Consider the following 13,486-nt stretch of genomic DNA (forward strand, 5'->3'; position numbering starts at 1 on the left):
CGGCGCAGGACCGCGCCCTTCTCACCCTCGGGTGCGGCGTCGTACTCGGCGACGATCCGCAGCTTGTACTCGGGGCTGAACGTGCGGCGCTTCGGCCGGGGAGCCGGGTCAGTGGCGGACGGATTGGTGCTGGTCATCAGGGGTGGAACTCCTACTCGGGCCCTCTCAGGCTAACCCGACAAAGCGGGATGTCTCACCCAAGGCTGACAGAGAGGGCCTTGCCCGGGCCGGCCCGCTGGCGCTGCCTCGCGGAAGCAGAGTTCGGCCCGCTGCTTACCGGTCAGAGGCCGCCGGTGTACAGGAGCCGGTTGGGACTGCTCTTGCTGACCTTCAGTGTGTTCTTGGTGGACTGGTCGGCGAGCCAGAGCGCGACCTTCTCCGGGTCAGCGGTGGGGTTCGCCGCCTTGTAGAGGGGGGAGACGCCCGCCACGTGCGGGGCGGCCATCGAGGTGCCGTCGAGGGTGATGCAGCCTCCGCCGACCTTGGCCGAGGTGATCGCCTTGCCCGGGGCGTAGATCCACAGGCAGGGGCCGAAGTTGGAGAATTCGGTTTCCTGGTCGGATTGGTCGGAGGCGCCGACGGTCACCATCCGGTCCGCGCTGGCGGGGGAGACGCCGCAGGCGTCGATGGCGTCGTTCCCGGCGGCGATCACCCGCAGTACACCCATGATGGACAGGGCGGTGGCCGCGGCGTTGACGGCGAGGCTGCGCGGCCCGCCGAGTGATCCGTTGAGGAGAGCGGGCTGCTTGGCGTTGACGGCCACCCAGTCCATGCCGGCGATCATGCCCGCCAGTGCGCCCCTTCCTGACGGTCAGATGGCTGCTCTGTCAGCTGCGGGGATGAGGCGGGCAGGAAGGAGGGGTACAGGGCACGGTTGAGGACACTGCTTGGCCCACCGTTCCTACCGCGCCCCACAGGGGTCTCGGGACAGCTCGCGGCGTGGGTGTCAGCGGTTGGTGCCGAGTTCCTGCAGGGCGGCTTGGGCGGTGGGGGCTTGGAGCGGGTTGAAGTGGTCGTTGATGGTCAGGGCTTGCCGGAGTTCAGTTCGGGCCTGCTCGGGGTGGCCGAGTGCCTTCTCGATCATTCCCTGGTGGTAGTGGAAGAGGGCGTTGCGGGTGCCGAGGGCGGTTGCTTGGCGGGACTGGTCCAGGGCTTCGGTGTCGCGGCCGTTGAGGTGCAGTGCCCAGGCGTAGGCGTCGTGCATCTCGATGAAGGGGCGGGTGCGCAGGCCGCTCTCGCCGAGGGTCAGGGCCTTGGCTGGGTCTCCGTGGTCGGCTTCGAAGAGGGTCTGGTCGCTGTCGGGGGCGACGCCGTTGTCGGTGAAGAGCGTCTCCTCGCCGCGGAAGACCTGGTACTGCTGCTCGGCGTCCTTGTTGCGGCCCAGGGACTGGAGCAGTTCGCCGAGTTCGAGGACGTAGGAGGGCTGGGGTACTTTGGCGACGGCGCTGGCGTAGTCGGCTAGTGCGGCGTCGGTGTTGCCGAGCGCCGCTTCGGCCTTGGCGCGTCCCTCCAGCAGTTCGGCGGAGCCGGGGGCTGCACGCAGACCGACATTGATCTGTGCCAGGGCCGTCTTGGGGTCGCCGTTGTCGAAGGCGAGTTGGGCCAGATGGTAGAGCGTGAACGCGCGGTCGGCGGGCGTGTTGGCGTCGTTCAGGGGCGCGGCGCATGTTCTCGGTGGCGGCGCTGACGTCGCCGCGCAGTTCCCAGGCGTAGGAGGCGCGGGCGAGTGATGCGGTGCCGGGACGCAGGTCGACCATCCTCTGCACGGCGTCGAAGGATTCCGGGTAGCGGCCGAGTTGGGTGTAGGCGTCGGCGAGGATCCCGTAGAGGGTCGCGTTGTCGGGGTTGACGCCGATGGCACGTTTGGACCAGTCCAGCGCCGAGGTGAAGTTGTGCCGAGCCGCCTCCAGGGCGGCCATGCCCGCCATGGCGGTGAAGTTCTCCGTCGTCTCCAGGGCGAGCGATCGGTTCAGCACCTCCTCGGCCTTGGGGTAGTAGGACGGGTCGACAGTGATCTTGGCCTGCTGGACGTAGTCCAGTCCCAGGGTGCCGAGCGCCGGTGCGTCGCCGGGCTGCTCGCGCAGGTGCTGCTGAAGGCCGGCGATGTCGCCGGCCAGAGCGTCGGACGAAGTGCTCGCCTCACCCACGCTCCCCGCCGGGCGGACAGCCGAGCCGGCGGCGGAATGCCCACCGTCGGAGGGCGGCGCCAGTCCCAGGCCGCCGGCGAGGAACATACCCACGCCCAGGACGCCGACGGCCGCCACAGGCAGGAGCCTGCGGCGGCGCGGGCTCGGTCGGAAACTGGTCATCAGGCACTCCGCTGAGGCGAGGACGGGGATGGAGGCGGGGAAGGGGCGGGCGGTGCGGGTTCGGCGAAGACGACGAGGTTGGAGAGGTACTCGTGGGCGTCGCGGTCGTAGGTGCCGCCGCAGGTGATCAGCCGCAGGCCCGGGGTGGCGGTGGGGCCGTAGACGAGGTCGTTGGGGAAGTTGTCCTTGGTGAAGGCGCGCAGCGCCTGGGACGGTGAAGGTGACGGTGGTGCCGTCGGCCTCGGCGACATCAATTTCGTCGCCTGGTCGCAGGACCGACAGGCCGGCGAACACGGCCGGTCCGGTGAGGGAGTCGACATGGCCGACGAGGACCGCGTTGCCCGGGCCGCCGGGCGTGGGCCCGTTGCTCCACCAGCCGGCTACGTCGGGGGTTGCGGGGGCGGCGAGGTGCCCGTCGTTCTCGACCTGAAGGTCTGTCACCGCGGTGTCGACGCCGATGCGGGGAATGCGGAGCCGGACCGGCGGCGCGTGCCGACCCGGCGCCGGGTCGCCGGACAGCGGCCCCGCGGTGCCCTGGCCGGTCGCGGGCTCGGCCGGGTGGGACGGCATCGGCAGGACGCCGATGTCGGGGGCCGCGACCACAGCGGTCTGCGGGTGCTGGAGCAGTCCTGCGGTTCCCGCAGCCGCTAGCGCCAACCCACTAGCTACCGCGAGGACAGCCAGCCGGTGTTGTTCCGAGACGGTGGCGTGCCCCGGTCGCCCACCTCCGGAGAGGGGCAGGCGACCAGGGCGCAGGAAGCGGGCCACTACGCGGCGGCACGCCGGCGGCGCAGTGCCAGGAAGCCGGCGCCGCTGAGAAGGACGCCGCCACCGAGCGCGGATGCGGCCGCGAGCGGGAAGTGGCCGCCCTTGCCCATGCCGACCAGGCCGCCGAAGCCGGCCGCGACGCCGCCGCCGGGGTTGTCGGAGTCGGCCTGGTTGACTGCTGCGGTGTTGGGCAGCGCGACGTAGGGGAAGTGCTTGCCGAAGGCGTGGTCGGGGGCGTTCACGCCGTCACCGGCGGCCAGTGCGGGAACGATTTTGCCGGTCTGGGCCGCGCCCTCGAGGGCCTGCAGCTCGATGTCGACCACGTCGTCGCCCAGCCGACGGCCGTTCGGGAAGCCGGCGAAGTCCTGGGCGAGGACGCCGAGCCGGTTGGGGTCGGCGGTGGGAGGCACGGCCATGTTGAGGCGCAGTTCCTCGGCCGGGGTGAAGTTCGCCTTGGTGACGTCGGCGTTGAGGAGCTGGGAGTTGAGGTCGGCCTGGATCGGGCCGCCGGAGTTCTTCGAGATCCCGGTGAGGAAGATCTCGACGAGGTCGTTGCGCGGGGTCGCGGGGGCGGGGATGCCGTAGATGCTCTGGATGAGCTTGGGGACGATCGGGTCCTTGACCTTGTCGACCACCGGGGTGACGGTGTGGTCGTTCACCGGGGCCAGCGCGTTGAAGGCGTCCTTGTACTTGAGCGGGACGACGACCTCGTTGACCAGCGGGTTGCCCAGGCGGGAGACCTGGTGAAAGCCCTCGCCGCCCTTGTCGTCCTTCCTCCCCTCGCCGCCCTTGCTCTCGCCGCCCTTGTCGCGGGAGTCGGCGACGACTGCGCCCTTGCGGTCGGTGGTAGACCACACCCCGATCACCGGGTTGCGCGTCGCGTCGCCCTTCAGCGCCAGGTCCTTCTTCGGGACCTGGATGGCGATGGTGTTGACGTTGTACCCGGCCAGCGTGTTGTGGCCACTCTCCTTCAGGTTGCCGCCGTACAGCAGGTCGAAGACCCGCAGGTCGAGGAAGAACGGGTCCGCTGCCTGCCCGGCGTAGGTCTGGCCGCCGCCGGGCAGGTCGAGGGTGGCCTGCTTGCGCAGCCGCTCGTAGTCGGGCATCGAGGCCTTGCCCACGTTGGACGGAGCCGCCTGGACGTCCTTGAGCAGGGTCTGGGTCGAGCCGTCCGCGCGGGTCTCGGTCAGGGTGTACGTCTGCGTGAAGTTCAGCGTCGGGTCGGTGAGGTTGTTCACCACGCCGGTGTTGTACAGGAACTGGTTGGCGTCGTCCTTGTAGTGGTTGGTGAACGTCCAGGTGTAGGTGGTGTCGGGCTTGCCGTCGCCGTCGCTGTCGATCTTGATGTTGTAGTGCGCGTCGTCCGCGAACGGGTAGAAGTTCGGGCCGCCGTTGGGCTCCTCGAACGGGATCCAGTTCGCCACCAGCGTCACCGTGTCGGGTTTGTCCGGACTGACGAAGGCGTACACGTCGGTGTTGTCGGCGCGCGGGTCGCCCGCGATCAGCGGAGCTTCACGGTGGCTGGAAGCGGAGCTGACGCCGGGGGTGAGGCCGGCCAACCCGGCCGCGGCGAGAAGGGCCAGGACTCCAATCCCGGCCATCGGCCGCTCGGCGCGGCGGCCCAGGACCGGAAGGCGGGACGAACGAGTAGGCTGCATGATCCGTCTTTCGTGGCAGTGGCTGCGCCGCGCGGCGCACCGGACCAGGTGGCGCACGCTCGGCAGCGGCCGGCGGGGAGAGCGCCGGCGCGAGAGGGCGCAGACGCGGGCGGGGTTGTAGGGCGACAGTGACGGTCGGTCGTGCGCCCACGGGTTCACCGATCGAACGCCTGGCGGCTTGCGCCGTGCCTTCCGCTGCTGTCACGTCCTTGGGGCCGTGCGACCCACTCACCACCACAGCACGCACTGCAGTCACAACTGAACGTCAGCTCTCCACGGCGCTGGGCTTCCAAGACGGTCGGTGCGTGGTGAGAGCCGCGACGGGCAGGCGCAGGGCCGCGCAATCGAGGTTGCCCAGCCTGGTGCTCTGCTGGCCGCCGAAGCGGTGGGTGGTGATCCCAGCTCGGGCGGCGGCGCGCTCCAGAGCGCTCTGGGCGACGGTGACGAACTGCCGGGCTTCCCCGCGGGCGGCGTGGTCGGCCGCGGCGCCCAGGAGTCGGCGGGCCAGGCCCGTCGTCGTGGCGTCGCGTACGACGCAGAGCCGACTGAGTTCCCAGATCCGTTCGTCGCACGGGGCGGGCGCTCCGCGCAGGGCCTGGGGGAAGACGTCGCGCAGTATGTAGGGACCGGTGGTCGGCAGCATCCGCAGGCAGCCCGACACCCTCCCTGACCGTTGGTGGTAGGCGATGGCGTAGACGGGAGCGGCATCGTCGAAGACGTCTCGCTCGCGGCCGTCGCGGCTACGGACCTGCCAGCGCAGCCGTTCGTGGAAGACCCGGTGCCGCAGGCGGAACATCGCGTCCACCAGCACCTCCGCCAGCTCCGGCTCACCCGCCCGCCCCACCACGATGCGGTGCCCGCTCGGGATGCCGTGCGTCGTACCGCTCACCGCCTGCCTCCGCTCCCGGCCGCGCCACGGTGTCGCCCCCACCGCCTCCGCTGCCGGTGGGCCGGTCGCTCCCGCAGCAGCCGGGTGCACAGGACCAGGGCGGACAGCGCGAACAGGGCGGCGGTCACCAGTAGCCAGCGCGGCAGGAACACCGACTCGTCCAGCCCGGTCGTCGTGCCGAACCCGTCGACCAGGCCCAGGATCAACGGCAGCCACACCAGGAACAGCAGCGCCGAGCCGAAGGCCGGGAACCGCAGGTAGTTGATGTACCGGGGCCGCCCCGCAGCTGCCGCGGTCGTCACCGGGAGCACCTCCTGTGCACCACGGTCCGCAGCCGAGTAGAGCGGGAAGAGCACCAGGTCGTGGACGACTGCGGCGCCGGCGAACCAGATCGCCACCCGCAGCGCCTCCTGGCCGAGCAGCCGGGTACCGGCGTACCCGGCCAGGGCGAAGCTGCCGGCCAGGGCCAGCAGGTGCAGCGGGCTGGAGCCGTACCAGCGGCGGAAGCGTCTCACCACGTCACGTCCGGAAGGTCAGGGCGGCGACCCATTTGGTGTTGTGCACCCCGGGGGCGGCAGGAATGATGGTGCGGGCCGGGAAGCCGTGGTCCGTCGACAGATCGGCGCCGTTCACCTGCAGGGCGAGCAGCGACCGCGGATCGTGAAGCTGATTGCGGGCCAGCACCGCGCTGCGGAACGAGCCCTCGCGCTGGACGGATTCCACCAGCACCTCGGCGGCGTCCGGTACTGCGGCCATGGCCGCCAGCACCGCCAGTGGTACTCCGCTCCACTGTTGGTCATCGGTGGACCAGCCCTCCACGCAGGCGATCGGCAGCGCGGACGTGCGCTGCTGCAGCGCGAGCAGGTCCGCGCGGGTGAGCACCAGCGCAGTGGGGCCGCCCGAGAGCCGAAGGCGCCACGCCGAACCGATCTGGTCCGCTGTCACGCCCACAGCGCGGGCGGTCTTGTTGATCTGGAAGCCATTCGGACCACTGCCGGGATCCTGGCCGCGCGGCGCCAGGAACGCCGTGCGCCGCCACACGCCACCGATGCTCTGACCAGCAGTCAGCACCAGCAGCGTCGCCGAGCCGGCCCCGGTCAGTGCCAGCGCGCCGCGCCGCGAGATCGTCGCCGCGGCAGGCCGTGCTGCGGCGACCAGCCCCTCGGGATCCGCCTCCTCGGGGAGGGTGTGGGCGGTGTCGGTGGCCAGCACCGTGCTCAGCCGGCGCGAGCGCAGGGCCGAGAGCATCCTCGGCAGCTTCAGGGCCACGTGGACGACGAACGCCCCGAGGAACACCCACGCGCCGTAGAAGTGGATCGTGTAGAACGACCCGGGGAAGACGTAGTACAGCTGGATGTTCAGCACACCGGTGACGAACTCGAAGATCGCGCCGCCGACCAGCAGCAGCAGCGACAGCCGCTCCAGTGCCTGGGCGATCGAGCGCACCGGCGGCCAGTCGAACAGCTTAGGCAGCACCGACCAGAGTTTCGCCAGCAGCACGGGTACGAGCACCACCCCCAGCGTCACGTGCACGCCCTGGTTCAACCGGTACAGCCAGTGCGGGTCGGTGGGCCAGGTGAAGAGGTAGAACCCGAGTGCCCCGTGGTCCGGTGTCTGGTCGTTCACCGCGAACCGGGGGTTGTAGGCGGCGTAGGAGAGCAGCCCCGTGACGGCCAGCAGGGTGATCCCGGCGAGCAGCGCCGCGCCGAGCACCGCGGTCAGCCACGGCCCTCGGAGCGGGCTCCGCCAGAACCCGCGCCGGAAGGGCCCCGGCGGAGGGTTGTCGGCGACCCGCGCGTTCGCCTCCCGAACGCGCTCGGCCAGGCCGATGAGGCGTGCGGCGAGCAGACGGCGTACCGACTTCCTGCCGGCGCCGCCCGAACGCGCGTCCGAGGTCGCGCCGGGCTCCCTGTCGTTGCGGGCGCCGTGTTCCATCACCATCCGCCCCTTCGTGACGTCCCGCCAGGCATCCGCGGGCCCCAGAAACCGCCGGCCCGGCCGTCAAACCCCTAGAGAGCACCACGAGACGAGCCCCGGCCGGCCCGCGACATGCCGCCACGGACCGTCAACCACCAGGTCGGCCCACTCTCCCGTGCGCCATGCCGAGCAGTGACCGGGGGATGGACACCGCTCGGCCACGAAGCCCGGCGGGCGGGCCCACTACCGGTTCGGATCAGTCGCAGGGTCCCCCAGAAGAGTGAAATCAGCCCCCGGGCGAATCCCTTCGGCAATCCGGAGCCATCCGTGGAACGAACATCGTCCAGTAGCCCGCGCTCCGCGCGGGAGCCGACCACGAGACGGGGCATGATGGCCACTGAGCACATCGATTCCCGGCTGCTCGAGGAACTCACCGAGCAGTCGCAGGACCTGAACAGCGACGCGCTGCGCATCACGCGTGGTGCGCTGATCGACTTCGGGCAGGCTGCCGAGCCCGTCGGGCGCCGCTGGTGGCAGCGCGGCGGGGCACTGGCAGGAGTCGCCGGCATGGCGGCCCTGCTGGGCGGCAGCCGTGCATTCGCCGCCTCGGCGTCCGCGTCGGCGGACGACATCATGGCGCTGCAGACTGCCGCGTCGATCGAGAACCTGGCGATCAGCGTGTACCAGACCGCCGCGACGTTGCCGTTCATCAAGGACGGCAACAAGACGGTCGCGGCGTTCATCGCCAAGACCACCACCCAGCACCAGGCGCACGCCCAGGCGTTCAACTCCGCCGCCACCCAGGCCGGCGGCCAGGCGCAGAACAGCCCGGACCCGAAGTACAAGGCCGTCGTCGACCAGGCGCTGCCGACGATCAAGACCCCGGCCGACGTGGTGAAGCTGGCCATCACCCTGGAGGACGTGGCCGCGCAGACGTACACCAAGAACGTGTCCCAGGTCTCCAACGCCGACCTGCGCAAGCTGTTCGCCTCGGTCGCCCCGGTGGAGGCGCAGCACCGCGCCACCCTGCTCGCGGTGCAGGCGCTGCTCGCGGGCAACGCCGCCGATCTGATCACGATCCCGGTCGACCCGGCCAAGCTGCCGGCCGCCGCGGGCAGTGTCGGGTTCCCGGACGCTTTCTACAAGACCGACATGGCGTCGCCGATCAGCGAAGGAGCCGTCAAGTGAGCACCGATGACTGGGACATGCAGATCAGCGAGACCCAACTCGCCCGCCTCACGCGCGACATGGACGAGGCGCACCAGGAGACGCTGCCCGCGATGCGGGCCAGTGCGCTGGACCTGGCCGAGGAGATCCGGGCCCGCCGGACGGACGAGCCGCGCGACGCCGGCCGTCGGCGGTTCCTGCTGGGGGCCGGTGGTGCGGCGGTCGCGCTGACCCTGGCGGCCTGCAGCAGCTCCAGCAAGTCGACCAGCGGGTCCTCCCCGTCTGCCGGCGGCTCGCCGGCTTCGGCCGGGGCGTCTGGCCAGTACACCGGCGACCTGAAGGTCGTCGCGCTGGCCACCGCGCTGGAGAACCAGGCCGTCGGCGCCTACCAGGCCGCTCTGCAGGCAGCCCAGGCGGGAAAGCTCGGCACCGTCCCCCCGGCAGTCGCCAACTTCGTCACCACCGCCATGGCCCAGCACGCCGACCACGCCAAGGCGTGGAACGCCGTCCTCACCGGCGCCGGCAAGCCCGCCATCACCGACGTGCCGCTGTCCAACCAGGCCGACACCACGGCGGCCCTCGGCAAGGCGGCCAGCGTCGGCGACGTCGCCAAACTCGCCCTGCAGCTGGAGGACCAGGCCGCGCAGACCTACCTGTTCGCGGCCTACAACGTCACCAGCCCTGCCGGGATCGCCACCGCAGCTACCATCGCCCCCGTCGAGGCCATGCACGCCGCCATCCTCAACTACGTGCTGGGCCAGTACCCCGTCCCCGACGACTTCCTGCCCGTCGACAAGGCCGCCAGCCCCACCCTCCTGACCGTCTGAGCGACCCAGTGAGCAACATGCCAGGGAGCGGGGTGAGGCACCCCGCTCCCTGGCATGCGGTACCCGTGGCCCACCACGAGTTCTCCGATCCTCCTGACGAAAGGCACCATTGTGACGACAACCCGACCAGGCCTCGCCCTCACGGCCACCCTGCTCACTCTGGCCCTCAGCGCCTGCTCCAGCACCAGCACCGGCTCCACTACGCCGAGCACGACCAGCACAGCCTCCACCGCAGCATCAGCCGTCAGCACGGCCACTGTTGGCACCGCACGGATCGTCATCAAGAACTTCATGTTCAACCCGGCCACCACCGCCGTGCACCCCGGTGACACGATCACCGTCGTCAACGACGACACCACTGCTCACACGCTCACCGCGTCGGACAAGTCCTTCGACACCGGCACCATCGCGCCGGGCAAGTCCGCCACGCTCACCGCTCCGGCCAAGCCGGGTAGTTACCCCTACATCTGCACGATCCACCAGTTCATGCACGGCACTCTCACCGTCAGCTGACACCCCCTGTCGCCCCCAACCTGGAGCCGCCGTGTCCCACTCCGCCACCAATCCCAGCCGCCATTCGAACCGGACTCTGGTGCGCGGCGGCCTTCGCGTGGTAGCCGCGGCCGGGCTGGCCGTCGACGTCGCCGTCCACGCCCGCCTCGCCGATCAGTACGACGCGGTGAAGGCAACCGTCAGCGAAGGCACCCTCTTCCGTGCCGAGGCCGCCGCGGCGAGCCTGGCCGTCCTGCTGGTCCTGCTGTGGCGCCACCGCATCGGCGACGCCTTCGCCTGGCTCGTCGCCATCGCCGGACTCGCCGCCCTCCTCCTCTACCGCTACGTCGACGTAGGCGCCCACGGACCGCTGCCCAACATGTACGAGCCGATCTGGTCCACCGACAAGACCACCGCGGCCTGGGCCCAAACCGCCGCTGCAGGAGCCCTCACCCCACTCCTGCTCTGGTCGCGCCTTCGCAGACATACCCCCGCCTGACGGCCGCCCTGCCAACCGGCCTTGCCCACCAGGTCAGGCAAACGCACCCTTGGGCGCCACGTACCAACCGCCCAGCGAGACACCGACGGACAGGCCTTGGGCGGCGCAGCTGGTCGCGTCGGTCGCGCGGCGGGAGCGTGGCGCGTGCGGTCGACCCAGGCGGGGACGGAGAGGGCAACACGCGTTCGGTCCGCCGACGCGTTCGGGGAACTGAGGAGGAGGCACGCCGACCTCCAAGCCCGCTTCCAGATACTCGAAGCAGGGCTTGGGACCTACGCGAGAGCCCTGAACTCTGCTCGCGCCCGGAGAAGCTGAGGTGTCCGGCCCCGTGACGCGGACGTCGAAAAGTGCGACGGTGATGTCCCCTCAGCCCCTGCACCTGCCCTGATCGGCTCCAAGCTGACTTTCCGGAGCAGGAGCAGCCTCGGAGGTGATGCAACAGCCGTGTTGCTCACCCAGACCCTCGACAGGTGCCAACTGAGCTGGATTGCCCTTGCTCCGAAGGAGTTCGCCTCCACGAGAACTGGCGCAATAACCTGCGGCAATGACTTCGCGGTAGGCGACCACAGTGAGTCTAGCTCCGGACCAGCCGTCAAGCTACTGCTCACAGCGGCGACTTCAGGCCCTGGAGAAATCCTTCGAAACGGCCCATCCGACACGATAGCTGCTCCGAATGGGCGTTGTGACCGACACCAGAACGCCCGACGGGGAGCTTCCCGCCGCCACCCACCGCCCAGGGCGCGTGTTGCACGCGGCGGCGGCCGCGGTGATCGGGCTGGCCGCGGCAAGTGCGTCGGTAGCGGTCGGTGAGCTGGTCGCCGTGATGAGCGGTCCGCAGAGTGCGCCGGTAATCGCGGTCGGCTCGGCCGCGATCGACCTGACGCCGACCTGGCTGAAGGAGTACGCCGTCCGGACCTTCGGCACCAGCGACAAGCCGGTGCTGCTGGCCGGGATCTACCTGACGATGGCGGCGATCGCCGCGCTGGCCGGACTGCTGACGGTCCGGCGACCTACGCTGGGAGCGGCCGGCTTCGCGCTCTTCGGCGGCGTCGGGATCTGGGCGGCCCTGTCACGGCCCACCGCGACGATTACCGCCGCCCTCCCGTCGCTCACGGCAGGCCTGACCGGCGCGGTCGTGGTCGTCTGGCTGGCCGGGCTCGCACGTCGCAGCCGCCGTCCACTCGCCGGCCCTCCAGATGCGACGTCAGGTCCTGTGTCCAGCAGGCGGGCGGTGCTGGTGGCGACGGGCGGCACCATGGCAGCGGCCGCGGTGGCGGGCGTGGGCGGGCGCAGACTCGCGGACAGCCGCAGCGACGTGACCGCCGCCCGCAACGCGGTTCGTATTCCGCCTGCCGCGACGCGGGCCAGCCCGGTTCCGCCGGCCGCCCGTCCCGCCATCGCCGGCCTGCCCTCCTTCTACACGCCGAACGCGGACTTCTATCGCGTCGACACCGCGCTCACGCTGCCGCGGATCGACCCGCGGGACTGGTCGCTGCGGGTGCGCGGACTCGTGGACCGTCCGCTGCTGATCAGCTTCGACGAGCTGCTGCGCCGCCCGCTGGAGGAAGTGGACCACACCCTGTCCTGCGTCTCCAACGAGGTCGGAGGCCCGTATGTGGGCACATCCCGCTGGCTCGGCGCCTCGCTGCCCGCCTTGCTCCGTGAAGCCGGGGTACGCTCCGGCGCCGAGCAGCTGGTCGGACGTTCCAAGGACGGGATGACCATCGGCACCCCGCTGGAGGCGGTGCTCGACGGTCGTCAGGCGCTGCTGGCCGTCGCGATGAACGGGGAGACCCTGCCCGTCGCGCACGGCTTCCCGTGCCGCAGCGTGGTCCCGGGCTTCTATGGCTACACCTCGGCCACCAAGTGGCTGGTCGATCTGGAGGTCACCACGTTCGCGGCGCACGATCCGTACTGGGTCAAGCGCGGATGGGATCGCACTGGAGCAGCGAAGACCACCTCCCGCATCGACGTGCCGGCGCCGTTCGCGCGGGTCGCGGCCGGTGACGTGACTGTGGCCGGCACGGCCTGGGCCACCCATCGGGGAATCGCAGCCGTCGAGGTCCGGGTGGACGGCGGCCCGTGGACCCAGGCCCGGCTGGCGGCGGACGCCGGCGTGGACTTGTGGCGGCAGTGGAGCTACGACTGGACCGGAGCCCGCCCTGGCACGCACCGTATCGAGGTCCGTGCCACCGACGCCGGAGGCAACGTGCAGACCGAGGCCCGGGCAACACCGTTCCCCTCCGGATCGACCGGCTGGCACAGCACCGTGGTGATCGTCACCTGACCCCCCTCAGACTCTCCCGCGTCCGCGGGAGTACTACCGGCTCGCCTTTCGCCGGTGATCAAACACGCTCAAATCATCGAACAATGGAGCAATCTGCGATGCCCTCGACCACCGTCACCCGCAACAAGTCGTTCGCCGCTCTGCTGGCCGTCGGCGCCCTGGCGCTGAGCCTTACCGCCTGCAGCAGCACCGGCAGCAGCACGAAGGCCGCCGGTGACTCGGCGTCGTCCGCCGCAGCTTCGGCCATGGCTCCGAGCAGCGCCGCGATGAGCGATCAGCCGTTCGGCACGGCCTGCTCGGCCGTTCCCGCCACCGGCGCGGGCAGCTTCGCCGGCATGGGCCAGGACCCGGTGGCCACCGCGGCCTCCAACAACCCGCTGCTCTCCACCCTGGTTACCGCCGTGAAGGCGGCCGGCCTGGTCGACACCCTGAACTCGGCCAAGGGCATCACGGTCTTCCCTCTCTGTCAGCCTTGGGTGAGACATCCCGCTTTGTCGGGTTAGCCTGAGAGGGCCAGAGTAGGAGTTCCACCCCTGATGACCAGCACCAATCCGTCCGCCACTGACCCGGCTCACCGGCCGAAGCGCCGCACGTTCAGCCCCGAGTACAAGCTGCGGATCGTCGCCGAGTACGACGCCGCACCCGAGGGTGAGAAGGGCGCGGTCCTGCGCCG

12 protein-coding genes and 2 pseudogenes are annotated in these 13,486 nt (G+C 70.6%); 6 read left to right on the forward strand and 8 right to left on the reverse strand.

What is annotated here, in order from left to right; genetic code table 11:
* Nucleotides 1–280: 280 nt before the first annotated feature.
* The 8 genes and pseudogenes from VM95_RS35585 to VM95_RS35615 form a co-directional block, all read right to left on the reverse strand.
* Nucleotides 281–793 carry a S8 family serine peptidase gene (locus VM95_RS35585; protein ID WP_341846053.1) on the reverse strand — a complete coding sequence of 171 codons (513 nt, stop codon included), beginning with the start codon at nt 791–793 and terminating at the stop codon, nt 281–283.
* 153 nt (nt 794–946) lie between these two features.
* Nucleotides 947–1,861 carry a tetratricopeptide repeat protein gene (locus VM95_RS35590; RefSeq protein ID WP_244179088.1) on the reverse strand — a complete coding sequence of 305 codons (915 nt, stop codon included), beginning with the start codon at nt 1,859–1,861 and terminating at the stop codon, nt 947–949.
* 447 nt (nt 1,862–2,308) lie between these two features.
* Nucleotides 2,309–2,560: a class F sortase gene (locus tag VM95_RS43930; protein WP_052707781.1), complete on the reverse strand. Its 252-nt coding sequence runs from the start codon at nt 2,558–2,560 to the stop codon at nt 2,309–2,311.
* A 13-nt stretch (nt 2,561–2,573) separates the two neighbouring features.
* Nucleotides 2,574–2,879: pseudogene (locus VM95_RS45735) on the reverse strand (sortase domain-containing protein); the annotation flags it as partial.
* Nucleotides 2,880–3,076: 197 nt separating this feature from the next.
* Nucleotides 3,077–4,678, reverse strand: coding sequence for a DUF4331 domain-containing protein (locus VM95_RS35600; protein WP_244179090.1), 1,602 nt, complete (start codon nt 4,676–4,678; stop codon nt 3,077–3,079).
* A 322-nt stretch (nt 4,679–5,000) separates the two neighbouring features.
* On the reverse strand, nt 5,001–5,624 hold the full coding sequence (locus VM95_RS39460; protein ID WP_208615587.1) for an acyl-homoserine-lactone synthase: 624 nt from the start codon (nt 5,622–5,624) through the stop codon (nt 5,001–5,003).
* Complete coding sequence (locus tag VM95_RS35610) at nt 5,621–6,142, reverse strand: hypothetical protein (protein ID WP_244179091.1); 522 nt, start codon at nt 6,140–6,142, stop codon at nt 5,621–5,623. The genes VM95_RS39460 and VM95_RS35610 overlap by 4 nt, the downstream gene beginning before the upstream one ends.
* Nucleotide 6,143: 1 nt before the next feature.
* Nucleotides 6,144–7,565 carry a molybdopterin-dependent oxidoreductase gene (locus tag VM95_RS35615; protein ID WP_078861072.1) on the reverse strand — a complete coding sequence of 474 codons (1,422 nt, stop codon included), beginning with the start codon at nt 7,563–7,565 and terminating at the stop codon, nt 6,144–6,146.
* 366 nt (nt 7,566–7,931) lie between these two features.
* On the opposite strand from VM95_RS35615, the gene VM95_RS35620 reads away from it, so the two are divergent.
* From VM95_RS35620 to VM95_RS35645, 6 genes and pseudogenes are all read left to right on the forward strand, one after another.
* On the forward strand, nt 7,932–8,729 hold the full coding sequence (locus VM95_RS35620) for a ferritin-like domain-containing protein (RefSeq protein ID WP_244179092.1): 798 nt from the start codon (nt 7,932–7,934) through the stop codon (nt 8,727–8,729).
* Nucleotides 8,726–9,535 (forward strand): ferritin-like domain-containing protein, encoded by an 810-nt coding sequence (locus VM95_RS35625; RefSeq protein WP_244179094.1) that lies wholly within the window; start codon nt 8,726–8,728, stop codon nt 9,533–9,535. The genes VM95_RS35620 and VM95_RS35625 overlap by 4 nt, the downstream gene beginning before the upstream one ends.
* Nucleotides 9,536–9,646: 111 nt before the next feature.
* Nucleotides 9,647–10,048 carry a cupredoxin domain-containing protein gene (locus VM95_RS40970; RefSeq protein WP_244179096.1) on the forward strand — a complete coding sequence of 134 codons (402 nt, stop codon included), beginning with the start codon at nt 9,647–9,649 and terminating at the stop codon, nt 10,046–10,048.
* Between the two features lie 97 nt (nt 10,049–10,145).
* On the forward strand, nt 10,146–10,526 hold the full coding sequence (locus tag VM95_RS35635) for a hypothetical protein (RefSeq protein WP_208615588.1): 381 nt from the start codon (nt 10,146–10,148) through the stop codon (nt 10,524–10,526).
* Nucleotides 10,527–11,199: 673 nt separating this feature from the next.
* A complete protein-coding gene (locus VM95_RS35640; RefSeq protein WP_078861076.1) occupies nt 11,200–12,813 on the forward strand; it encodes a molybdopterin-dependent oxidoreductase in 1,614 nt (537 codons plus the stop codon).
* Nucleotides 12,814–12,911: 98 nt separating this feature from the next.
* Nucleotides 12,912–13,271, forward strand: a pseudogene (locus tag VM95_RS35645) (fasciclin domain-containing protein); the annotation flags it as partial.
* Nucleotides 13,272–13,486: the final 215 nt, after the last annotated feature.

This window comes from Streptomyces rubellomurinus (assembly GCF_000961885.1).
GTDB classification, from domain to species: domain Bacteria; phylum Actinomycetota; class Actinomycetes; order Streptomycetales; family Streptomycetaceae; genus Kitasatospora; species Kitasatospora rubellomurina.

Bases quoted from the DNA above. Each gene is read 5' to 3' on its own strand.
- VM95_RS43930 (WP_052707781.1), bottom strand. From the start codon at position 2,560: ATGTCGCCGAGGCCGACGGCACCACCGTCACCTTCACCGTCCCAGGCG.
- VM95_RS35600 (WP_244179090.1), bottom strand. From the start codon at position 4,678: ATGGCCGGGATTGGAGTCCTGGCCCTTCTCGCCGCGGCCGGGTTGGCC.
- VM95_RS35615 (WP_078861072.1), bottom strand. From the start codon at position 7,565: ATGGTGATGGAACACGGCGCCCGCAACGACAGGGAGCCCGGCGCGACC.
- VM95_RS35620 (WP_244179092.1), top strand. From the start codon at position 7,932: ATGGCCACTGAGCACATCGATTCCCGGCTGCTCGAGGAACTCACCGAG.
- VM95_RS35640 (WP_078861076.1), top strand. From the start codon at position 11,200: ATGGGCGTTGTGACCGACACCAGAACGCCCGACGGGGAGCTTCCCGCC.